This window comes from Cardiobacteriaceae bacterium TAE3-ERU3, assembly GCA_019218315.1.
In the GTDB taxonomy this organism is placed as follows: Bacteria; Pseudomonadota; Gammaproteobacteria; order Cardiobacteriales; family Cardiobacteriaceae; genus JAHUUI01.
This window is the reverse complement of the sequence record JAHUUI010000002.1, coordinates 1-21,819: the sequence shown is the minus strand read 5'-3', so window position 1 is coordinate 21,819 and position 21,819 is coordinate 1. Positions and strand designations below refer to the sequence as shown.

Sequence of the window (21,819 nt, the reverse complement as noted above, 5' to 3'; positions counted from 1 at the left end):
ATCAAGCTCCTTTTACAACAAATTCACGCGCCAGCAATCCAGCATTGGTCGAGCTAGATGCGATGGTGATGCCGGCAGCTTCAAGCCGTGCTACCTGGCTGGCTACATCAGGCTCATCGAGATCTGTACCGAGCACATAGGCGAGAATTTCCAAATGACGCCCAGCCGCTTCTGCTTCCTGTTTCACCGTAATCAGTGCATCCAGAGTCGTCCCAACAGGATCTGCATTAGCACCGAATCCGAGGACAAAATCGAGTAACAACACGCCCACTTCCGGATCGCGACCTTCACTGAGAATACGCTCAACGCGATAACTCGGATCGATCATTGGATGGGCGCGGCCATTGGTAAAAGCATCATCGCCAAAGTCGAGGAAGGTATGTGCTTTACTCGCATCTTTCGGCCCGATTCGGCGAGCAGGATCAGGATGGATATTGGAATAAATATCTTGATGGATTTCTGAAGCAGCAAAGAGGGCTTCATCACATAACGTGCCGCCACAGAACAGACCGCGAATATAACGCTGCTCGGGGCTAAGCTTGGCGCGCACTTCTTCAATCAGTGGCCAGTTCAAAGCATGCTTATCAATGCTGCCTTCATCAACACCCGATGCAATAACAGCGGCCATTGCTGCCGGCTTACTATGCGCAAAGAGATGAATATTTTCACTACACGATGGCTGATCCTGATAACCGAGGAACTGGATAAACACCGGCTTGTTAATTTTGCCTGCTGCCGCAAGTACTTTTTCAGCCACTTCCGTTGCTGGCGGCTTAGAGACCAGAACAATGACTTCTGTTTGCTCATCTTCAGCCAGCATATTCAAGCCGTCTAGCATCATCCTTGCACCGATATCTGCCGATAAATCTCGGCCACCAGTGCCTATCAACTGCGATACCCCCCCGCCGAATTCATGAATCCGGACGGACATTTCCTGCGCACCAGTTCCAGATGCAGCGACAATACCGATATTGCCACGGCGTACTTTATTGGCAAAACCCAGGCCCACGCCGTTAATGATCGCCGTACCGCAATCTGGGCCCATCATCAGCAAACCTTTCTTGTGCGCTAAAGCTTTCAGACGACGTTCGTCTTCAATACTGACATTATCTGAAAAGAGCATAACGTGCTTACCGAGCTGCAACGCTTGCTGCGCTTCACGGGCTGCATACGCGCCATTGACGGAAATAATGACAAAGTTACTCTCAGGAACGCCTTCAGCTGCAGCACCTAAAGTATGAAATATTTCACTGCTATCGCCCTTATCTTGCTCAGGCTTACGGGCAAGAAGCGCATCAATAGCCGCAAAAATATCATCGACATCAATGCCTTTCTCCAAGTCACAAACCACCATCAAATCTGAATTACCAGCTGCTTGGAGCGTCTCATCAAGTAGATTGAGTTCCTCAAGCACCGTTTTGTTCATTGTAGTGCCCATCGCAACCTGAGCTTGGCGAACGCCGTCAAGCTGATTGGCTGCCGTTGATACAGCCATCAAGGTAACTGAGTCAACGTAAGTATTTCGTTTCAACTGGCTATGTATGGACATAGTGCTGTACTCCTGTTGTGTAAAAAAGGTAATCCTGCCAACAAACCACTGAGCAAGTCATAACCCGAGCGATGCCCTAGATCGGTCAAGCTACTTAATGACGCCTGAACGCGTTGTTGCTCCACTGTGCTATCGTGCAAGCAATCGACAAATTCCTGCACAGTACTGCTTACCTGTGCCAGCACTGCATCGCTGATAAAAGCCGCAGAAATTACGTGCGTTTGATTGAGATAACGCTGAACTGCCGTTTGCAGTAGCGCTAAATGCTGGCTTAACGGACTGCTCTGTAAATGCATTGCCACCAGTAGTCCCGATAAAAAATCATCACCACTAGGGGTTAAGCCACCACCAAGGCCGATTAACGAACTCACCGCACTGTCTATATCATCACGGAAGGGGTGAGGATGTTGCAGTGCCGCGAGCAGAGCTACAATGGCGTGCTGTAAATGCTTTTGTATTTGTCTACTAAACGCATCTGGGGCTTCAGCCGCCGCTGCCGATAAACGCAGCCAAGCACTCTCCACTACCGATACATTGAGCGCACTTACTGGTAAGCGCAGTGCGCAACTGAACATTTGTGGCCAACTGCGGGCTATCAGGCTTCTGATAGCCTCGGCATCGGCTACAGGCAAATTACGGCATCGCAACTGGCGGGGGCCCAGCGCAATTTCCTCGTCAACCAGCGCCAAGACTTTGTCAGGGTTATTTACAGGATGAAAATTAATGACGTGACGATGAGCGGAAATCAGTATCAAATCCTGATCTAGATCTGCATAACTGCTTGCGATTTCCCGATCCATCATAGTGATCAAACCGCTCATCGATGCTACCTCTACTTATAAATATTCTTCAATGATGGCGGCAATTTCGCTGTAGCCTTTGCGCTTTGCCAAATCCAACGGACTAACACCCCATTCGTCCGTCATATTCGGATCAGCATCATGCTCTAGCAAAGTACGTACAATACGTTGCATTTTTTCTGAGCCGTCATTGAGGATGATGGCTTCAATCAATGCAGTCCAACCTACAGTATTGGTTAAATTGACATTAATATCTGTATTTTCCAGCAGATATTTAACGATCTCCTCATGCCCTTTTTCAGCTGCTGGAGTCAGTCCATTACCCCCAAAACGGGTCAGGCAAGTAACGTCTGTACCGAGTTCAACCATTAATTTGACTAGCGTCAAATCGTTATTAATACAGCCGTGAATAAACGGATTGAAAGACTTATTGTCCTGAGCATTAATATCAGCTCCCTGCTCAGCCAACCAGCGTACCAAGTCGTAATGCTTATTCTGCGCAGCGACCAAAATTGGTGTACGCTTTCCTTTATCACGGCTATTGATATCCGCACCACACTCAAGTAGCTTTTCTACCTGAGCCTGTTCACCTGATGCGACAGCTTGAAACAATTCCTGCCCACTCATAAAACACTCCTTTTTATTGCTAACTTATTGCAGCCATTGCTGCTTACACACTGGATTCCGCAAAATATCGAGCAGAAAATCCAATAACACACTTTGATGATGCAAACGCCATGCGTAATAAACGGGCACAGGCTGCTTACACTCAATAATCTGCTTGCGCACCACACTGCCATCTGCCAAAGCAGACTCGATAAAGCTATCTGGGAGGAAACCAAGGCCAATACCCTGTTGGATTAGCGTTAACACCATATTCAAATCAGCGGCATAAACGACTTTTTGGCCTTTTAATGCCCAAGTCTTTTTCGGGCTAAGTGCTACCGAAGAATCATGAACAACGATTGATGGATATGCGCGTACATCTTCGGCACTCAATACGCCATCATGATCGGCAAGTGGATGAGAAGCAGCAACTACAAAAGACCACCGAATATCACCGAGATACTCTGTAGATACCCCATCATTGTGTGGAGCACTCTGTGGTGCACCGATGACTAAATCAGCGCGGCCTTCGTATAAAGCATCCCAGCATCCGTTATATACTTCAGTACGCACGGCAAATTTGGTTGCGGGAAATTTGCTGATTAATTGCTCTAGTAATGGTGCGATTGGCTTAGGGTTGACAATATAATTCAGAGCAATAGTAAAATTGCGATCTATACCTGTGCTAATTTGTGTAGCATTGCGCTTTAATTCATTCAACCCGTGTAAAATCCAATCACTGTGTTCAATAATATATTGCGCAGCTGGTGTTGGGCGTACATTCTTTCCACTGCGATCAAACAGCGGCACCTCGAGCTCTTCTTCCATTTTTTTAACCGTATAGCTCACTGCTGATGGCACACGATGCAGAACTTTAGCGGCCTCACTAAAACTGCCTGTTTGCGCAATAATTTGCAGTACGCGAATCGTATCGGAAGAAAAGCTCATGGTTACTCACCTCAACTACTGACTTTGATAATATTGCCCCTGAAGGCGCGTACCATTTTTGCCTGCAAGTGCCTCAAGCATGGACGGCGGATCGGTAATCACACCACAACCACTCGGACAAGCCGCCACATATTGCATTAACGCCTCTACTTTTGGCTGCATTGAACCTTTACCCAACTCATCTCGATCAATGAGCTCCTGCGCTTGTTCGAGAGTCAAAGTATCAAGCCACTGCTGATTTGGCTGGCCAAAATGTATTGCAACTTTCGGCACACCGGTCGGAATCAGCAGGCAATCGGCACGCAGCTCAACGGCTATCAAGGCAGCTGTCAAATCTTTATCAATAACTGCCTCAAGACTTTGCAAATTACCGTGTTCATCTTCACAAACTGCTATACCGCCACCGCCACCAGCAATCACAATCGCGCCATTATCAATGAGCTGATGAATAATATCTTGCTCCAAAATACGGATAGGCCTTGGACTGGCAACACAACGCCGCCATCCTCGACCAGCATCTTCCATAACGCTCCAGCCCAGCTCCTTCTGAACCTTTTGTGCTTCTTCCTTATTCATAAAGCCACCAACCGGCTTACTTGGCTGAGAAAAAGCCACATCATCCTCTTTGACTAGTGCTTCAGTAACTACAGTAGCAACCTGTAAATTGAGGCCACGGCGAATAATTTCATTATTCAGAGCACGCTGGAACATAAAGCCAATCGACCCCTGAGATTCAGCAACGGCATAATCTAATGGCAGCGGACTAACTTCTGATTTGGCTATTTCAGAACGCTGTAGGGAAAAACCAACTTGTGGGCCGTTCCCATGCACAACTACCACATTCCATCCTGCTTCTTTAAGATCGACAATATGACCAACAGTTTGCGTAAGATGATCATACTGATGTGGAAAGGCTGTTTTACCCGAATCGTTAATCAAGGCATTACCACCAAAAGCCACCACCACTGTTTTTACCATACAAATCCCCTATATTTTTTTATAACTGTATAGGTTTAGCTTTTTCCGTTAAAGCGAATTAATTCGATAAAATAGAACAACTATTTTGTTATCAACTGAATTTAAAGGTAAAAATAAAGCGATAGCTGATATTTAAAATATTAAGTAAATTAATAAAAAGTTAAAAAAACCGTTAAATTTTGATTTTTTTACTAAAAGATGATAGCTGCATTATCTTAATTTGCAGCATCCTCCAAACCATCAGGGAATAATTGCATAATAATTAGTATTTTATAGAGTTATCACCTTAATTTATTAGTTTATACAATCACAAAAAGGTCATTTACCAAGCTTTTTTTGTGCGATTAGCACTGATCTAGCTTTGATAATCAAGTAGTCTATCTTTCAATATTGGTATGTTTTTTATAGCGCCGCCATTATAATTAACACCTTGACCGCAGTATATATGGAATGCACTCATGAATGACGCCGACATCGCTTATGCCGCCCAATTACAACCCATTACAGACATTGCTGCCACGCTTGGTATCGAACAAAAAGACTTGATCCCTTACGGTCATCACATCGCCAAGCTCACCCCCCCTACGCCATTCACAAAAGCACCGTCAAATCACAAGCTCATTCTCGTTACCGCGACCAATCCAACCCCGGCTGGTGAGGGCAAAACCACTGTCACCATCGGGCTGGCCGATGCTTTGCGTCAGCTCGGTAAAAATGCTGCGATTGCCATCCGCGAACCTTCGCTTGGTCCGGTATTTGGCATCAAAGGTGGCGCTGCAGGCGGCGGCTACGCGCAAGTGCTACCGATGGAAGCGATTAACCTGCATTTCACTGGCGATATTCACGCGATCAGCGCAGCCAATAACCTGCTCGCAGCAATGATCGACAACCATATCCACCACGGTAATGCACTGAACATTGACCCCAAGCGCATCACGTGGCGTCGCGCAGTAGATATGAACGACCGCCAACTGCGCCAAATTATCAGCGGTGCTGGCGGCACAGCTGATGGTGTCACCCGCCCTGACGGCTTCGACATCACCGTTGCTTCGGAAGTTATGGCAATTTTCTGTCTCGCAGAAGATCTCACCGACCTGCAGCAGCGCCTCGGCAATATTCTCATTGGCTACACCCGCGATCAGCAGCCTGTTTACGCTCGCGATCTCAATGCACACGGCGCGATGGCTGCTTTGCTTAAAGACGCACTAAAGCCCAACCTCGTGCAAACCATCGAAGGCACACCGGCATTCGTCCACGGTGGCCCATTCGCCAATATTGCCCACGGCTGCAACAGTGTCATCGCGACCAAAACCGCCATGCACTTTGCTGACTACACCGTCACCGAAGCGGGCTTTGGTGCTGACCTTGGTGCGGAGAAGTTCTGCGATATCAAATGCCGCCAAGCGGGTATTGCCCCTGATTGTGCCGTGATCGTCACCACCATCCGCGCACTGAAATACAACGGTGGCAAAGCAAAAAATGAACTCAACGATGAAGACACCTCAGCACTGGAAAATGGCTTGCCCAATCTTCGCCGCCACATTGAAAATATGCAGCGCTTTGGTGTCCCAGTCGTGGTTGCGATTAATCGCTTTAGCAGCGATAGCGATGCAGAATTGCAGACTGTCAAGCAATCATGCGCCGAAGCTGGCGTAAGCGTCGCTTTTTGCGATGTATGGGCTGAGGGTGGTAAAGGCGGCAAAGCACTCGCTGAAGCCGTGCTTGAGGCACTGCAAAACCCTGCTCAATTCGCGCCGATCTATGACAACGAACTGTCATTGACCGACAAGATCAGCACCATCGCGCAAAAAGTCTACCGCGCCAAAGATGTCGCATTCAGCAAAGCCGCGCAACAATCGTTGGCAAAGCTTGAAGAACTCGGCTTTTCAGACTTACCAGTGTGCATCGCCAAGAACCAATACTCTTTCAGCGATGATCCAAGCCAACTTGGCGCACCAGAAGGCTTTACCTTGCATATCGAAAATGCGCAGGTATCGGCTGGCGCAGGCTTCGTCGTCGCTATTGCCGGCAACATCATGAAAATGCCTGGCTTACCCAAATCACCAGCGGCCGAGCGTATTTCGGTTGATGAAGAAGGTCGGATTACCGGGCTGTTCTAAGCCATGCTGAATCGCCAACAAATTCTAAGCACCAGCATCAATAAACACTATCATTGCACCACTGCAATGATAGTGCTACTTTAGCCCTTTTTTGGACGCATCACCATGACCCAACGCATCCACAACTTCTGTGCAGGCCCTTGTACATTGCCTTTGTCCGTGCTCGAAGCAGCGCAAAATGAACTCACCAACTTTGCCGGCACCGGCATGTCGGTCATGGAAATCTCGCACCGCAGCAAGGTGTTTATGCAAGTCCATGAAGAAACATTGGCTTTGGCACAAGAACTCATCTCAGCCCCGCCACAATTCAAGCCGTTGTTATTACAAGGCGGCGCCAGCGAGCAATTTGCCATGAGTGCACAAAATCTGCTCGCCGAAGGCGGTGAAGCCGCGATCATCAACAGCGGCATTTGGGCCGGTAAAGCGCTCAGTGAAGCCAACCGCATCGCAACCATGCGCTGCATCTGGGACGGTAAAGCCAAAGACTACACCACGCTTCCCGCTGCTGAAGAACTGAGCATTGGCGACAAGGATTACCGCTACTTGCACATCACCAGCAACGAAACGATCGGCGGCATTCAATGGCGCGAATATCCAGACCTCGGCATTCCATTGGTCATCGACGCTTCATCAGACTATTACACCCGCGATATTCCGTGGGAACGCTGCGCAGTGGTTTATGGCGGCGTACAGAAAAACCTTGCTCCATCAGGTCTGGCATTGGTCTTCGTTCATGAAAATTACCTTGTCGACCACCCTGAGATTGCCAAGTTTAGCTGCTATAAAACCCACGCTGACGCCAACTCTCTCTACAATACCCCACCGACGTGGCAAATTTACATACTCAACAAAGTGCTACACTGGATGAAAGAACAAGGCGGCATCAGCCATTTCAATCAGTTTTCCGCAGAAAAATCAGCCAAACTCTACGCTGCCATCGACAGCAGCGATTTCTACTACAACCCAATTGCCCCTGAATACCGCTCGCACACCAACGTTATCTTCCGTACCCCGTCCGAAGAGTTGGATAAAGCCTTTGTCTCCGCTGCTGATGCAGCGGGACTCTCAGGGCTCAAAGGCCATCGTAGCGTTGGCGGGCTGCGCGCCAGCCTTTACAACGCTTTGGAAATGGCCAGCGTTGACGCACTCATTGACTTCATGCAGCAATTTGAACAGCAACATGTATAAACTCATCAAACCCCTGCTTTTTCGTTGTGATCCTGAAACCAGCCATAACCTGACCCTTAGCAGTTTGAGCAAGTGCCCGTGGCTTGCGCCGGAATTTAGTCACCATCAGCCAACCCAGTGCATGGGGCTAACCTTTCCAAACCGCCTCGGACTTGCAGCCGGGCTGGATAAAAATGCCATTGCTATTCCCGCATTTGCGCGTATGGGCTTTGGTTTTATTGAGGTTGGCACCGTCACGCCACGCGCCCAAGCCGGCAACCCCAAGCCACGCCTTTTCCGCTTACCTGAGCACCACGCGATCATTAACCGCATGGGCTTTAACAACAACGGCATTGAAAGCCTCTGTGCCAACGTCAGTAAAGCACGCTCTCGTCTGGCCTTGGTGCAGCATCCTCCTCTGATCGGCATCAACCTCGGCAAAAATAAAGACACAGCAAATGAATGTGCACTTGATGACTACCTGATCGGCCTCAATGCTGCTTATCCACTCGCAGACTATCTCACCATCAACATTTCCTCACCCAACACCGTAGGCCTACGTGATTTACAACACGGTAAAGCACTGGCTGATTTGCTTGGTGGGTTAAAAGCTGCACAAAGTGAGCGCCATAAGCAAAGCGGACGCTATGTGCCGTTGGTGGTTAAAATTGCGCCGGATAATAATGAAGAAGCACTGGAGCAAATGCTCGATGTGATTAAATACAGTGGCGTTGATGGCATCATCGCTACCAACACCACGCTCGATAAAAGCAGCGTTGCCAATCACCCGCATGGTGATGAACAAGGCGGCTTATCAGGCGCACCATTGAGCGAACGCAGCACAGCAATCATCGCGCAAATCCGCGAGCGCCTACCAGAGATTGCCATCATTGCCGCAGGTGGCGTCATGACCGCAGCCGACTACCGCGACAAACTCGCCGCTGGTGCTAATCTCGTGCAAATCTACAGCGGCTTTATCTATCGTGGCCCACAGCTTATTCAGGAATGCCTCAATAGCGAGCACACTTCATGATGCCGACCAGCTTTAGCGCACTGATCAAGCAGCCAATCCATTTCCTCGCTTTTGGCCTCGGTAGCGGCTTAATCACGCCAGCACCCGGCACATGGGGTACCGTTGCAGGGACTTTGTTGTTTCTGCCTTTTGCGCCATATCTGATCGGGACATGGGCTGGTGCAGCGTTATTGATCGTCAGCTTTATCATCGGCATCTATCTTTGCGGTAAAACAGCGCAGGATCTTGGCGTACACGACTTCGGCGGGATCGTCTGGGATGAATTCGTCGGCGTATGGCTGGCGCTGGTGTGCTTACCACCGGTACTCGTAGAGCGCTGGGGGTTGCTATGGTCAGCGCTCGCTGCATTCGCCCTATTCCGTCTTTTCGACATCATCAAGCCACCGCCAATCGGCTGGATTGATAAGCATGCACCTGGTGGTTTCGGCATCATGATTGACGATATCATCGCAGGTGTGTTTGCGCTAGGTGTCCTCTGGGTGATCGCGTGGATTATATGAATATGATCATCTCTGCTGACTGGGTAAATGCCTATGCTGCACTATTTGCCGTTATCTTTGCTGCATATGCCACCTACGAAGCACGACGACTGTATAAGCTCGAGCAACAGCGTGATCGCGATGCAGAAGAAGAAAAAAAGCGCGCGCAAGCAAGCAAAATCAGCGCATGGATTGGCGCAGATATCCCGCCACTAAATGCTTTGGATAAAAGCTGGAAAGGTGTGGGTGTCATTATTCAAAATCAATCGGATACACCTATCTTTGACGTCGTTATAGAATTACTCAACAGCGAAAAACAAGCTGCTTTACCGATCAATATTGATATATTGCCCCCCGGCTACTATTTTTGCTTAGCCAAGCATAAAGGTAGTTATGCTGATTTTCTAACCCCTGAGCAAGCTGAACACAACAAAGACGCATGGGAATACGCCATTCCTCTCTCACAGTATCCCGCCAAACTCAGACCAATCACTATGAGCAGAAAACGCTGTATCATCTCTATTTCTTTCACTGACAGCAATAACCATCGCTGGCAGCGGGACACGCTCGGCAAACTCACTCTTCTCGACTCATAAGGAGACATCATGACCCTATCTCTTAACTCTCTTACCGCCGTCTCAGCCGTTGATGGTCGCTATGGCGACAAAACCGCTGCACTGCGTGAACTGTTCAGCGAATACGGCTTAATTAAATACCGCTACCGCGTCGAGCTGCGTTGGCTACAAACACTCGCCAATCACGAAGGGATCAGCGAACTACAGCCACTTTCTGCTGAGGGTCAGCAATTTATCGATCAGCTTTATGATGGCTTCGACCTCGCCACTGCTGAAGCAATCAAAGACATTGAGCGCACCACTAACCACGACGTCAAAGCCGTTGAATACCAGCTCAAAAAAGACCTCGCCAATAACGACGAACTCAAAGGCAAAATCGAGTTTGTCCACTTCGCCTGCACTTCGGAAGACATCAACAACCTTTCCTACGCAATGATGCTACGCGATGGCCGCGACCTTATTTTGGCCCGCTACCAACGTATTGCAGACCTGCTCGCCGAACTTGCTGAACGCGAAGCCAATACCGCAATGCTCTCGCGCACCCACGGTCAGCCTGCTTCACCAACCACACTCGGCAAGGAAATCGCCAACGTTCATTACCGCTTGACTCGCCAGCTGAATCAGCTTGCCAAGCAAGAAATGCTCGCTAAAATCAATGGTGCGGTCGGTAACTTCAACGCACACAGCATCACTTACCCTGAAGTTGATTGGCCACAACTGGCAGAAAAATTCGTCAAAAATACCCTTGGGCTCACTTACAACCCAATGACGACGCAAATTGAACCACATGACTACGTTGCTGAACTGCTCGACAACCTCGCACGCATCAATACCATCCTGCTCGACTTTGCGCGCGACATTTGGGGCTACATCAGCTTCAACTACTTCAAGCAAAAAGTGATTGCTGGCGAAGTTGGCTCATCAACCATGCCGCACAAAGTCAACCCTATCGACTTCGAGAATGCCGAAGGCAATTTCGGTATTGCCAACGCGCTTAACCAACACCTCGCCGGCAAGCTGCCAGTATCGCGCTTCCAACGCGACCTGACCGACTCTACCGTCCTACGCAGCCTCGGCACCGCATTTGGTCATGCTCTGATTGCGCTCGCTGCGCTGGAAAAAGGCATTGGCAAGCTCGAAGTGAACCACGACGTGATTGCTGCTGACCTCGCAGCGAACCCCGAAGTCCTCGGCGAAGCCGTACAAACCGTGATGCGCCGCTACGACATCCCTGAGCCATACGAAAAGCTCAAAGCACTCACTCGTGGGCAAAAAATCACGCCAGAAAAGCTCGCTGCATTCATTGATGCTCTCGACCTACCTGACGAAGCCAAAACCCGCCTGCGCAACCTTGCGCCGAAAGATTACATCGGCTTGGCTGCTTCGCTGGCTAAGCAATCATAGCCAGTTACTTGTTCATATAACGTGGATAAATTAAGCTAGAGTAATCTTAATGGTTACTCTAGCTTTTTTATGGATAAAAATACCGCTCTCTACCTCTCGCAATTTGCCATGCTCACTGTGGCACACATACTTGCCGTGATGTCTCCCGGGCCGGATTTTGCGGTTATCGTCAACCAAAGCGTGCGCCACGGGCAACGCATTGGCATTATCACTGCACTCGGCATCGGCTGCGGTCTTTCTCTGCATGTGATTTATACCCTGTTCGGTATTGGTATCTTGCTCGTCACCCACGACTGGGCGATGACCATAGCCAAGCTTATCGGCGCTGCTTATTTATTGTGGATGGGGATAGGATTATTGCGCGCACAACCAGCCGCATCTCCCTTACACGACCCCAACATCGTTATGCCTGATACCCCAAGCGCACGCAAAGCCTTTTTGCGTGGATTTTTGACCAATGCCACAAACCCCAAGGTCACCCTGTTCTTCCTCGCAATTTTTACCACTATCGTTTCTGCAGAAACACCACTCACCATACAGGCTCTTTATGGGCTATGGTTATGCTTTAGTACCGCACTGTGGTTTACCTTCGTCGCAGTAATGCTATCGCGCCCGGCTGTACGTAAGGCTTTTTTACGCCTTGGCCATTGGTTTGAGCGCATCATGGGTGGCGTATTGATTTTATTCGCGATACGTTTGCTGTGGGATGAAGTCGATTCATGAGTGAGCGCCACGCTATTTTATTACTCATCACCGGCTGCGTTTTATTTGGCCTGGGCAGCCTGATTGTTGCATTTGTCGACGTCGGAGCGTACGCCATTGCTTTTTGGCGCTTAGCCATTGCAGCTGGTGTATTTGGCATCATTGCCGTACAACAACGTGCGGCAATGCCGACTTCGCGTATCGCTATGTTGTTTGCAGCACTTTCCGGCATCTTCCTCGCCCTAGACCTTGCCTTGTGGCATGAAAGTATTCACGCCATCGGCCCCGGAATATCGACCCTGCTCAATAGCCTACAAATATTCTTTCTCGCCGGTATCGGTATCGTTTTTTTTGCTGAACGCCTGACCCTAATTCAACTTTGCAGCCTATTACTCGCCATTACCGGCGTGGCGATGATCGGCAGCCCCGAATTTAGGCACAATGACAACGCAGCCTGGGGATTCACCAGCGGTATTATTTCCGGCTTGATGTTTGCCGCTGCGATGGCGAGTATTCGCAAAACCCACGATATTGAAATCACCAACCTGATTGCCTTGATGCTGATTTCGAGCGCCGCCGGTGCACTCGCCATTCTGCCGCTCGGATTGATTATTGATCACGGCCACTTTGTGCCAATTGGCTGGCAAGACATTGCGCTGGTAATTGTCTACGGCACCGTCATGCAATGCGTCGCGTGGGGGCTGGTTGCGTTCTCTATTCCCAAGCTCAGCCTTGCGCTCACCGGATTGATCATGCTCAGTGAACCCGTTGCCGCATTGGTCATTGATTATCTGCTACTTGATAAGCCCATCAATGCTTTGCAATGGTTCGGCGCATTCGTCACCCTCACCGCCATCTACATCGGCTCAATTGTACGCAGACCTTAAGCCCAACCACGGCTTAGCCAACAAAATATTGGCAACCATACTGACAAGCAAAATGGCTGTGGTGATATAAAACGGCATAACCAAATGATCAAACCCTAACAGTTCAGGCAATTTGGTTAATACAGCTGGTGCGGCAAGTGCGCCGATATTGCCCGCGGCCAGCGCCATACTGGTCACGAATAAAACTTTTTGAGCCGCAAACTGCTGCGTAATCAAGCAAAAAATACTCGACATCGTGCCAACAAAAGCAAGACCGATGAATATTGAGCCAAGATAAAGCAGCGCTACGCTTGAAGTTGATGCAAATAGCACATTGCCCAATGCCATGATCAAAAGCATTAACGACAACATCCAACCCTGTAAACGGCTAAATATTTGACCAAAAACAAAGCCGAGCAATGTGCCACTAATAGCCAGGACGGTGAGCATATTGCGGCTATCATCATCGCCCAAGCCGTGATAGCTGACGAGCAATGTCGGTATTTTCACCGTTGCACCGATATAGCAGACGCCGACGAGAAAAGTCAGCAGGCAAATTCCAAAGGTATTCTTACCCCACATCGCTTGGCGATTCTGCTGCTGGTGCTGTAATAATTGTGGTTCAGGTACATACAGCACGAACAATATCCACACCGGCACAACCAACACATAAACAAGAAACGTATATTCAGCGCCATAAATCAGTGCATAACCGGCAATAAAGGTCGTCAGAGCTTTGCCGATATTAAGGAACGATGTACGCAGTCCGATCATGTTGCTGCGTTGCTGACCGTGGTAAAAATCACTGAGCAAACTGATCGACAGCGCGTTATACAAGCCAATGCCAATACCGAGCAATACGCGGCTGACCATTACCCACACAAAATCCGTCAAGAAAAATGGCGCAACGCCAGCCATCAATGTTAAGCCCAAACCAAGTAACACGGTACGCTTTTTACCCAACCTTCGGGCCACCCCATCGCTGAGTAGGACAAACAAAGTAATCATTGCAGCGGGCATGGTGACGAGGCTTTCGACCGAAGCCAAGCCAATATCTGGATTCTGCTGCTGATAAAGTTGATACAACTTGGGGATCGCGGGCGCAATCGCAAGGTGCGATAGTAGAAAGATGGAGATACCAAGCAACGCGGCTTTAAACGCAATACCCTCTTGCTTACTCACGACGCAATTCACAATAAAGCTTGGCGTACGATTTCGCGGCAATGAATTTCAGTCGTGGCGAATAATGCTTTTCCACCGACCTCACGCTCAGGCAACAGTAGCGGAATTTCAGTACAGCCCAATATCACTGCTTCAGCATCAAGGTCGGCAACGATTTCACGCATCTGTGCAGCAGTCGCTTCGCTAAAATGGTTCATCACCAATTCATCAATGATGATCCTATGTACCTCTTCCTGAACCTCAAGGCTTGGCACTACTACTTCAATACCTTTGGTCGCCAATGCAGCGCGATAAAAGTTCCCTTGCATCGTCGCCTTGACCCCAAGCAAGCCAACTCGAGAGCAACCGGCTTTTTGTACTGCTTTGGCTGTCGCTTCAGCGATATTGACCAAAGTAGTGCCTTCAAGTAACGCGAGATCATCGACAAAGCGGTGCAAGCCATTGGCACAAAGCGCAACCACGCAAGCCCCACTGCCCTGAACGCGGTCAACAGCCGAGGCAATAAGCGCAGCACACTCACGCTCTTGAGGGTCGGCATGTTGTGCTGCGAGAAAACGCCCTTCATCAATACTTTCCAATGCAATATCAGCGCTGAAATGTCCACCACGCGCTTCGCGCGCCAATTCGTTGATACAGCGGTAATACTCAAGCGTAGAAACCCAACTCAAGCCGCCAACCAAGCCTATTTTTTGCATCACATCTCGCTCTTATCTGGATAGTCTTCAATACGACCTGTTGGCGTACTTTTAAAGCGACGATGTACCCAATAATACTGCGCAGGATGGGCACGGATTTCCTGCTCGAAAATGGCATTGACCCGCGTCATCAGTGCTTCATCGGTTTCACCTTCAATTGCCTCAATTTCCGGCAACACCCGCACGCTGTAGCGCCAATCATCCTCACGCCACATGAATACCGGCACCCAGTGTGCATCAGTACGTTCACGCAGCTTGGGTAAGACGTTAACCGTTGCAGCCTCGATGCCAAAGAATGGTGCAAACACACTCACTCTTGGCCCCATATCCTGATCAAAGGCATACCATAAGTTGTTGCCATCTCTAAGAAAACGCAAAATATGGCGCATATTTTGTGCCTGTACCAACTCAGTCGCGATACTGCCACGTAATTGACGCAACCAGCGATCAATCAGAGGATCATGAATAGGCTTGTATAGCCCACCTGCATCAACATACAGTCCAAGCAGACGCAACCCCAGCTCAAGCATCGTTGTATGCATACCGACCAGTATTACTGGCGTATCATCATCTTGAAGTAATGCAAGGCTATGTTCATCGCCTTCAAAATCGCAGCGACGCAATAGCTCATTGTCACGCGAAAACCAGGCCATACCCATTTCTATCACGCCACGACCGAGGTTCTTGCTAAATTCATCGAGCAGCTGTTCGCGCTCCGAGGTGGACAATTCAGGAAAAGCCTTATCAATATTGACGATACTGATCTCCCGGCGATAGCGCATCACCGCAAACATCAGCTTGCCGAGCAGGCTGCCGATCCCCATACGCAGTGAATAAGGCAGTAATACCACAAAGCGCAACAACCCGAGCAATAGCCAATGCCCCCAAAACCGTGGGTGAATCAGTTGCCAGTCAAATGTTGCGTCCTGCTCTTGTTGGTTTTTTTTTGTCATAATGTCATTCTTTTTACTTACGGTGATCTACATGCAGATTATTCTTGCATCCACTTCAATCTATCGTCGCCAATGCCTGGATACATTGCGGCTGGATTTTACCACGGCAAAGCCCGAGGTAGATGAAACTACGCAGCAAGGTGAAACGGCAGCACAATTGGTCGCACGGCTGGCCGAAGCCAAAGCACAAGCTGTAGCGGCCGATGAGAATACCTTTGTGATTGGCTCGGACCAAGTTGCCACACTTGATGGCGACATTCTTGGTAAGCCACACAGCGAAGCCAATGCCATCGCGCAATTACAGCGCTTTAGCGGCAAGCGTGTGCGCTTTCTTACTGGTCTATGCCTACGCCACGGCGATACCTGCAAAACAATCGTCGAGCCATTTGACGTCGTATTTCGTGACCTCGATGACGCAACTATCCGCCGCTATATTGCCCTTGAGCAGCCACTCAACTGCGCTGGCAGTTTCAAATCCGAAGGGCTTGGCATTCTACTATTCAGTGCATTGGAAGGCCGAGACCCCAACGCACTGATTGGTTTACCGCTGATCGCACTCAATGAATTATTTAGCGAGTACGGCGCTGACCTGTTGGTGTGTGCCAAATAGCGTATTGACCTGTTGCGTGACTTCACTCTTCAAGTCACGCGACAACTGCTGCCAAGGCGACAAAGCAGGAGAATAGAGCACCGTTTCCATATCACTGCCATAAAGCTCATCGACCAATTCACGAGTGGACGCCAATCCGTCGACCAACCCTAACTGCTTAGCTTGCTGCCCACTCCAGAATAGACCGGTAAACAAGTTATTGGCTTTGGGGTCGACCAAACGATCACCACGCCCTGCTTTCACCGCATCGATAAACTGCTGATGTACGTCAGCTAGTACGCTATCCATGTGCGCAACTTCGAACCCTTCCAAAGGCTTGGTAGGATTAAGAAAATCTTTATATTTACCCGCTTTGAACGTACGCCCCTGAATGCCGAGCTTGTCCATCAATCCTTCAACCCCAACTGATTGCGAAATCACGCCGATTGAACCGACAATACTCGCCGGATCTGCGTAAATTTCATCCGCTGCAGCGGCAATAAAATATGCACCGGACGCACCCACGTCACTAATCACCGCATAGACTTTTTTATCGTGCTTTTTCTTCAGCCGATCAATCGTGCGATACACTTGCCCGGACTGCACCGGTGAACCACCCGGGGAGTTAATTGCCAAAATCACCGCTTTAGAGTGCGTATTTTCAAAAGCATCGGTCAGTGCTTCGTTAAGATCCTCAGCACTCGCTGGCATACCCGGAGCAATAACGCCATCAACTTCAACCACAGCAACATGCTCTGAGTTGCTCGGATAAGCTTTTTCTTCTTTACTACCTACAACTGCGCGGGCAACAATAGCGAGCACAATCAGCAGCCACACCAAGCGGAAAAAAATCTTCCACCGTCTGCGCCGGCGTAATTCAATAATCGCTTCATTGGCAACCTGCGCCAATGCGCGTTCTTCATCATAAGTCATGGTCAACCTCTTCAAGTTTATCTAACAAATGTTGTGCTTTTTCAGGCAAAGGCGCCTGCGTTTGGATAACTTTATTTTTGTAAGTAAAGCGGATACTACGCGCATGTAAAAACATACCCTCAAAGCCATTCGCCGCGAACCGGCGGTTCAGCGCAAAATCACCGTATTTACCATCACCAATGATCGGATGCCCTTTCTCGGCAACTGACACGCGAATCTGATGCGTACGCCCTGTGTCGAGCAATGCTTCCAATAACGTCAGATTCTGCAAAGCGCGGATGATGAAGAACCACGTATGCGCGTCCTTACCATCATCAGCAACCACCATGCCTTCATCGCGCTTGGCAAGCTTGAGAGAAACTTCGGTGCAATTCGCATCCCATTGCCCAGCTACCAAGCACCAGTAGCGCTTTTCCACCTCATCATCCTGCATTGCTTGCTGAAATACAGCCAACGCATCCCGATGCTTACCCAGCACCAGACAGCCTGATGTCTCACGATCAAGACGGTGCGCAAGCTCTGCATAATGCTCTCCCCACTCTGATCGGACCACATCAATCACGCCAAATTCCTGCCCGCTACCACTATGCACAGCTAACCCTGCTGGCTTATTGATAATAAGGAAATCATCATCCTCGTACAGCACGTTGCTCTTTACGACTTCCTGCCAACGTGGCGGTACCCATTGCGCTTGGCGAGTACCATCAGGGATCGGAGGTAAGCGCAACATATCACCGGTTTGGATACGGTCTGTTGGCTTGATGCGCTTCTTATTGAGACGCGCTTCACCTTTACGCAACATCTGATAAATACGGCTTTTCGGCAAATTCGGATAGCGTTTACGAATAAAGTTATCAACGCGTTGCCCATCATCGGCCGCCTCGATAGTCAAAAAGTGTACGCGATCAGTGTCCATAGTCATTCCGGAGTTATACAAAGCACGGCATTCTATACCAAAGCACTTTTAGTGGCAGTATCACGGCCGCTTTTCAGTACATTATTTATTTAAAAGCTACAGGTAAAAAAGATGAAGATATGTAGGCAAGCTCATCATTGACCAAAGATCTTGCCTGAGAGGTATTCATCAACCGCGCAATGGGCAGTGTATGATTAAGTACTCTAACGACATAATAAAACATTCATCATGAGCACAATTACACAACACGATTTCATCACCAGCATTACAGATGCATTTCAATATATTAGCTACTACCACCCTCCTGACTATATTCATGCACTTAGTGAGGCTTGGGCAAAGGAAGAAAGTGAAGCTGCCAAACATGCCATGGCACAAATATTGATCAACAGCCGTATGTGTGCTGAAGGTCGCCGGCCGATATGTCAGGACACAGGGATTGCGACAGTCTTTTTAAAAATAGGCATGGACGTACACTGGAATAGCACGATGAGCATCACCGATATGATTAATGAAGGTGTTCGCCGGGCTTATACACATTCAGACAATCTCTTACGCGCTTCTGTTGTATGTGACCCAGCTGGCATCCGCAAAAACACCAAGGACAATACACCCGCCGTCATTCATACCGAAATCGTCCCCGGAGATAAAGTCGAGATAACCTGCGCAGCCAAAGGAGGTGGATCAGAAAACAAAGCCAGCTTTACCATGCTTAACCCTTCTGATTCTATTGAGGACTGGGTACTTGACCGCATTCCCCAAATGGGTGCTGGATGGTGCCCACCCGGCATCATCGGTATTGGCATTGGTGGCTCTCCTGAAAAAGCAATGCTGCTTGCGAAGGCATCACTAATGAGCCATATAGATATCCACAAGATCAAGGCAAAAGCTGCAACAGGTGCAAAACTCGATACATTGGAAGCATTGCGTTTAAAGCTTTTTGACCAGATCAATGCGCTGGGTATTGGTGCGCAAGGATTAGGAGGATTGACGACGGTACTTGACGTAAAAATTCTCGACTACCCCACACATGCTGCATCAAAACCCGTTGCGATGATTCCAAACTGCGCAGCAACGCGCCATATTACTTTCACGCTGGATGGTAGTGGCCCAGCTTACCTACCTCCACCAAATCTGAACGACTGGCCGGATATTACTCTTAACCAACAAAATGTCCGCCGCATTAACCTCAACGCACTTAAACGGGAAAATATCAAAGACTGGCAAGCTGGAGAGACTCTATTACTCAGTGGCACGCTTTATACCGGGCGTGATGCAGCACATAAACGCATGGCTGATCTGATTGAAAACAATCAACCGCTACCGGTGGATTTAAACGGAAAAATGATTTATTACGTTGGCCCCGTTGACCCGGTTAGAGATGAGGTAGTTGGTCCTGCTGGCCCTACAACAGCTTCAAGAATGGATAAGTTCACCACACAACTACTCGCCAAAACAGGCCTGCTTGGCATGATCGGAAAATCCGAGCGCAGCCCCGAAACATGCGAAGCCATCGCTAAAAATAAAGCAGTCTATCTAATTGCGGTTGGTGGAGCAGCCTATCTCGTATCGAAGGCCATCAAAAGCGCAAAGGTTATTGCATTTCCGGAACTGGGCATGGAAGCCATATACGAATTTGAAGTAGAAGATATGCCCGTTACCGTTGCTGTAGATATAAATGGCCATTCCATTCATGCTACGGCACCAAAAAAATGGCAACAAAAGATTTCCAATATTGCCGTTAAAAGCGCTCCCCTTAGCGGCCCAAAGCCAGATTAGATTACCTATTAACAAGAGGCGGCTGTGGCACATCTATCCTCTATGATAAGTAAAAGTCTACTAACGCTTGCGCTGTTATAGGGTTTTTGTGATAATCACAACATAAAACTTAACCGTGTGTAACACGGACATAATAATCCTTAATCGGAGCTTCATGATGGCAACAGTGCAACAAACCTCTATCCCGGGCTATGCCAAAACGATGATGATCATCGCATTTGTCTTTATGCCCATATTTCTTATTCTTCCCTTCTTTTTCTGGGGAAATACCGACACCTCTGTCGATATTGACCGTATCAACTTAATCGAAGCCCGTATCCTTCCGGTCGGTAAGCTAAATGTTGGCGAAGCCGCACCAGCTGTTGCTTCAAGCGCAGAAACAGCCGCATTTGATCCTCAACAGACCTACGACAGCGTTTGCGCTGCCTGCCACGCGACAACAGCACTTGGTGCACCTGTCTTTGGTAACCATGATGACTGGCAAGCACGCCTTGACCACGCAGGCTCACTCGAAACATTGGTACAAGACGGCATCAAAGGTATTGGCGCCATGCCACCAAAAGGTGGCGCACCAATTAGCGACGAACAGTTCCACGACATGGTCGTCTTCATGCTTGACCACGCGGACGTTAGCCACTAACCAACCGTCACAAACACAAAGAAGCCCTCGCATGAGGGCTTCTTTGTTATCTAGCAGCTCAACTATACCAATCCGAGTCATTTAATATTTTTTCTCATCTTATCAAATTCATATAAAATAAATGTAGGCAATGCAACAGAAACTATAGTGGCAATCAATCTAGTCTGTATAGAGATACCTGATAAATCTCCTATCAAGATGGCCAGCGCCACTTGTAGAAGTGCAATAGAAATTACAATAACATTCAAATCATCGACTTCTTTAAGTATAATTTTTCTGAACAAGCTCAGCAATCCTCCTGTTGCAATCGGCAATGAAAAAAACAACGCAAGCTCTATCCATGGGTCACGGTCACCATTAGATTGCTCTAGATTAGCTAAATTCTCATAAGCCCAAAGCTGAACACAAATTAAAAACACTGTCACCACCAACCAAAAAAGATCTTTTTTATCAAAAGATTTCAGGTACTCAATGATTTTTCTATAATTTTTAAAACCTAGAAAAGCTAACAAAAATAGCATTATCAGGAGTGATGATAATAGTCCATAACCCAAAATTTCTTTCATAAATTTCTCCTATTGATGACAATTAAAATAGCATCCATACTATATAAATAAAATATAGAAATATCAAAAATAGATACCAATATAAATGCTGATTTATAGAACTGTAAAATCAAGTCTAAACTTCCACAATCCAAATAATATTCATCAAGGAGTTACTAGTCTCCAAATAAAAGCGGTGAACATGTCACCCCTAAAAATGAAATAGTATTTGGTCAATACTATAATTTAAATCCGTACTCACGCAGATATGCACGCAGGTTTTCGTCATTAATTGTCAAGATAATCCCGATGCGTTTAAATATACTGAACCCCAGTAGTATAGCGAGAACAGAAAAGACT

Annotated in this window: 22 protein-coding genes; 11 read left to right on the top strand and 11 right to left on the bottom strand. The window is 48.2% G+C overall.

Annotated features, from left to right (window positions below):
* Position 1: 1 nt before the first annotated feature.
* Genes fdrA through KRX19_03475 form a run of 5 tightly spaced genes read right to left on the bottom strand, consistent with a single transcriptional unit; the run spans position 2 to position 4,881 of the window.
* Positions 2 to 1,549 carry an acyl-CoA synthetase FdrA gene (gene fdrA / locus KRX19_03495; protein MBV7434082.1) on the bottom strand — a complete coding sequence of 516 codons (1,548 nt, stop codon included), beginning with the start codon at positions 1,547 to 1,549 and terminating at the stop codon, positions 2 to 4.
* Complete coding sequence (locus KRX19_03490) at positions 1,528 to 2,370, bottom strand: DUF2877 domain-containing protein (GenBank protein ID MBV7434081.1); 843 nt, start codon at positions 2,368 to 2,370, stop codon at positions 1,528 to 1,530. Before KRX19_03490 ends, fdrA begins: the two co-directional genes overlap by 22 nt.
* Positions 2,371 to 2,385: 15 nt before the next feature.
* Complete coding sequence (locus tag KRX19_03485) at positions 2,386 to 2,976, bottom strand: ankyrin repeat domain-containing protein (GenBank protein MBV7434080.1); 591 nt, start codon at positions 2,974 to 2,976, stop codon at positions 2,386 to 2,388.
* Between the two features lie 24 nt (positions 2,977 to 3,000).
* The gene (locus KRX19_03480; protein ID MBV7434079.1) at positions 3,001 to 3,903 is read right to left on the bottom strand and encodes a LysR family transcriptional regulator; all 903 of its coding nucleotides are present in this window, start codon (positions 3,901 to 3,903) and stop codon (positions 3,001 to 3,003) included.
* A gap of 15 nt (positions 3,904 to 3,918) precedes the next feature.
* On the bottom strand, positions 3,919 to 4,881 hold the full coding sequence (locus KRX19_03475) for a carbamate kinase (GenBank protein ID MBV7434078.1): 963 nt from the start codon (positions 4,879 to 4,881) through the stop codon (positions 3,919 to 3,921).
* Positions 4,882 to 5,339: 458 nt separating this feature from the next.
* Here KRX19_03475 and KRX19_03470 point away from each other — a divergent pair, with 458 nt between their 5' ends.
* The 8 genes from KRX19_03470 (at position 5,340) to KRX19_03435 (ending at position 13,248) form a co-directional block, all read left to right on the top strand.
* A complete protein-coding gene (locus tag KRX19_03470) occupies positions 5,340 to 7,001 on the top strand; it encodes a formate--tetrahydrofolate ligase (protein ID MBV7434077.1) in 1,662 nt (553 codons plus the stop codon).
* Between the two features lie 105 nt (positions 7,002 to 7,106).
* Positions 7,107 to 8,189 carry a 3-phosphoserine/phosphohydroxythreonine transaminase gene (gene serC, locus KRX19_03465; GenBank protein MBV7434076.1) on the top strand — a complete coding sequence of 361 codons (1,083 nt, stop codon included), beginning with the start codon at positions 7,107 to 7,109 and terminating at the stop codon, positions 8,187 to 8,189.
* A complete protein-coding gene (locus KRX19_03460) occupies positions 8,182 to 9,201 on the top strand; it encodes a quinone-dependent dihydroorotate dehydrogenase (protein ID MBV7434075.1) in 1,020 nt (339 codons plus the stop codon). The genes serC and KRX19_03460 overlap by 8 nt, the downstream gene beginning before the upstream one ends.
* A complete protein-coding gene (locus KRX19_03455; GenBank protein MBV7434074.1) occupies positions 9,198 to 9,701 on the top strand; it encodes a phosphatidylglycerophosphatase A in 504 nt (167 codons plus the stop codon). The genes KRX19_03460 and KRX19_03455 overlap by 4 nt, the downstream gene beginning before the upstream one ends.
* Positions 9,698 to 10,276, top strand: a complete 579-nt coding sequence (locus KRX19_03450; protein MBV7434073.1) for a hypothetical protein — start codon at positions 9,698 to 9,700, stop codon at positions 10,274 to 10,276. The genes KRX19_03455 and KRX19_03450 overlap by 4 nt, the downstream gene beginning before the upstream one ends.
* A 9-nt stretch (positions 10,277 to 10,285) precedes the next feature.
* On the top strand, positions 10,286 to 11,659 hold the full coding sequence (gene purB / locus KRX19_03445; GenBank protein ID MBV7434072.1) for an adenylosuccinate lyase: 1,374 nt from the start codon (positions 10,286 to 10,288) through the stop codon (positions 11,657 to 11,659).
* Positions 11,660 to 11,728: 69 nt separating this feature from the next.
* Positions 11,729 to 12,382, top strand: a complete 654-nt coding sequence (locus KRX19_03440; protein MBV7434071.1) for a LysE family transporter — start codon at positions 11,729 to 11,731, stop codon at positions 12,380 to 12,382.
* Positions 12,383 to 12,396: 14 nt separating this feature from the next.
* On the top strand, positions 12,397 to 13,248 hold the full coding sequence (locus KRX19_03435; GenBank protein MBV7434070.1) for a DMT family transporter: 852 nt from the start codon (positions 12,397 to 12,399) through the stop codon (positions 13,246 to 13,248).
* Here KRX19_03435 and KRX19_03430 read toward each other — a convergent pair.
* The 3 genes from KRX19_03430 to KRX19_03420 are packed head-to-tail and all read right to left on the bottom strand — an operon-like array spanning position 13,228 to position 16,057.
* Positions 13,228 to 14,409: an MFS transporter gene (locus KRX19_03430; GenBank protein ID MBV7434069.1), complete on the bottom strand. Its 1,182-nt coding sequence runs from the start codon at positions 14,407 to 14,409 to the stop codon at positions 13,228 to 13,230. The genes KRX19_03435 and KRX19_03430 overlap by 21 nt on opposite strands.
* Before the next feature lie 8 nt (positions 14,410 to 14,417).
* Positions 14,418 to 15,107, bottom strand: coding sequence for an amino acid racemase (locus KRX19_03425; protein MBV7434068.1), 690 nt, complete (start codon positions 15,105 to 15,107; stop codon positions 14,418 to 14,420).
* Positions 15,104 to 16,057 carry a lysophospholipid acyltransferase family protein gene (locus tag KRX19_03420; protein MBV7434067.1) on the bottom strand — a complete coding sequence of 318 codons (954 nt, stop codon included), beginning with the start codon at positions 16,055 to 16,057 and terminating at the stop codon, positions 15,104 to 15,106. The genes KRX19_03425 and KRX19_03420 overlap by 4 nt, the downstream gene beginning before the upstream one ends.
* 31 nt (positions 16,058 to 16,088) lie before the next feature.
* Here KRX19_03420 and KRX19_03415 point away from each other — a divergent pair, with 31 nt between their 5' ends.
* A complete protein-coding gene (locus KRX19_03415; protein MBV7434066.1) occupies positions 16,089 to 16,667 on the top strand; it encodes a Maf family nucleotide pyrophosphatase in 579 nt (192 codons plus the stop codon).
* Here KRX19_03415 and sppA read toward each other — a convergent pair.
* Positions 16,623 to 17,579, bottom strand: coding sequence for a signal peptide peptidase SppA (gene sppA, locus KRX19_03410; GenBank protein ID MBV7434065.1), 957 nt, complete (start codon positions 17,577 to 17,579; stop codon positions 16,623 to 16,625). The genes KRX19_03415 and sppA overlap by 45 nt on opposite strands.
* A complete protein-coding gene (locus KRX19_03405; protein ID MBV7434064.1) occupies positions 17,569 to 18,495 on the bottom strand; it encodes an RluA family pseudouridine synthase in 927 nt (308 codons plus the stop codon). Before KRX19_03405 ends, sppA begins: the two co-directional genes overlap by 11 nt.
* Before the next feature lie 225 nt (positions 18,496 to 18,720).
* Here KRX19_03405 and KRX19_03400 point away from each other — a divergent pair, with 225 nt between their 5' ends.
* Together KRX19_03400 and KRX19_03395 are read left to right on the top strand one after the other, a co-directional pair.
* On the top strand, positions 18,721 to 20,274 hold the full coding sequence (locus KRX19_03400; GenBank protein ID MBV7434063.1) for a fumarate hydratase: 1,554 nt from the start codon (positions 18,721 to 18,723) through the stop codon (positions 20,272 to 20,274).
* 154 nt (positions 20,275 to 20,428) lie between these two features.
* Complete coding sequence (locus KRX19_03395) at positions 20,429 to 20,914, top strand: c-type cytochrome (GenBank protein MBV7434062.1); 486 nt, start codon at positions 20,429 to 20,431, stop codon at positions 20,912 to 20,914.
* 77 nt (positions 20,915 to 20,991) lie between these two features.
* Here the strand turns inward: KRX19_03395 and KRX19_03390 are convergent, their stop codons facing one another.
* Positions 20,992 to 21,480 (bottom strand): hypothetical protein, encoded by a 489-nt coding sequence (locus tag KRX19_03390; GenBank protein MBV7434061.1) that lies wholly within the window; start codon positions 21,478 to 21,480, stop codon positions 20,992 to 20,994.
* Positions 21,481 to 21,819 lie beyond the last annotated feature (339 nt).

What these genes read in the sequence shown, in the direction of transcription:
- fdrA (MBV7434082.1), bottom strand. Translation starts at nt 1,549, where the DNA reads ATGTCCATACATAGCCAGTTGAAACGAAATACTTACGTTGACTCAGTT.
- KRX19_03490 (MBV7434081.1), bottom strand. Translation starts at nt 2,370, where the DNA reads ATGAGCGGTTTGATCACTATGATGGATCGGGAAATCGCAAGCAGTTAT.
- KRX19_03485 (MBV7434080.1), bottom strand. Translation starts at nt 2,976, where the DNA reads ATGAGTGGGCAGGAATTGTTTCAAGCTGTCGCATCAGGTGAACAGGCT.
- KRX19_03480 (MBV7434079.1), bottom strand. Translation starts at nt 3,903, where the DNA reads ATGAGCTTTTCTTCCGATACGATTCGCGTACTGCAAATTATTGCGCAA.
- KRX19_03475 (MBV7434078.1), bottom strand. Translation starts at nt 4,881, where the DNA reads ATGGTAAAAACAGTGGTGGTGGCTTTTGGTGGTAATGCCTTGATTAAC.
- KRX19_03470 (MBV7434077.1), top strand. Translation starts at nt 5,340, where the DNA reads ATGAATGACGCCGACATCGCTTATGCCGCCCAATTACAACCCATTACA.
- serC (MBV7434076.1), top strand. Translation starts at nt 7,107, where the DNA reads ATGACCCAACGCATCCACAACTTCTGTGCAGGCCCTTGTACATTGCCT.
- KRX19_03460 (MBV7434075.1), top strand. Translation starts at nt 8,182, where the DNA reads ATGTATAAACTCATCAAACCCCTGCTTTTTCGTTGTGATCCTGAAACC.
- KRX19_03455 (MBV7434074.1), top strand. Translation starts at nt 9,198, where the DNA reads ATGATGCCGACCAGCTTTAGCGCACTGATCAAGCAGCCAATCCATTTC.
- KRX19_03450 (MBV7434073.1), top strand. Translation starts at nt 9,698, where the DNA reads ATGAATATGATCATCTCTGCTGACTGGGTAAATGCCTATGCTGCACTA.
- purB (MBV7434072.1), top strand. Translation starts at nt 10,286, where the DNA reads ATGACCCTATCTCTTAACTCTCTTACCGCCGTCTCAGCCGTTGATGGT.
- KRX19_03440 (MBV7434071.1), top strand. Translation starts at nt 11,729, where the DNA reads ATGGATAAAAATACCGCTCTCTACCTCTCGCAATTTGCCATGCTCACT.
- KRX19_03420 (MBV7434067.1), bottom strand. Translation starts at nt 16,057, where the DNA reads ATGACAAAAAAAAACCAACAAGAGCAGGACGCAACATTTGACTGGCAA.
- KRX19_03415 (MBV7434066.1), top strand. Translation starts at nt 16,089, where the DNA reads ATGCAGATTATTCTTGCATCCACTTCAATCTATCGTCGCCAATGCCTG.
- sppA (MBV7434065.1), bottom strand. Translation starts at nt 17,579, where the DNA reads ATGACTTATGATGAAGAACGCGCATTGGCGCAGGTTGCCAATGAAGCG.
- KRX19_03405 (MBV7434064.1), bottom strand. Translation starts at nt 18,495, where the DNA reads ATGGACACTGATCGCGTACACTTTTTGACTATCGAGGCGGCCGATGAT.
- KRX19_03395 (MBV7434062.1), top strand. Translation starts at nt 20,429, where the DNA reads ATGATGGCAACAGTGCAACAAACCTCTATCCCGGGCTATGCCAAAACG.
- KRX19_03390 (MBV7434061.1), bottom strand. Translation starts at nt 21,480, where the DNA reads ATGAAAGAAATTTTGGGTTATGGACTATTATCATCACTCCTGATAATG.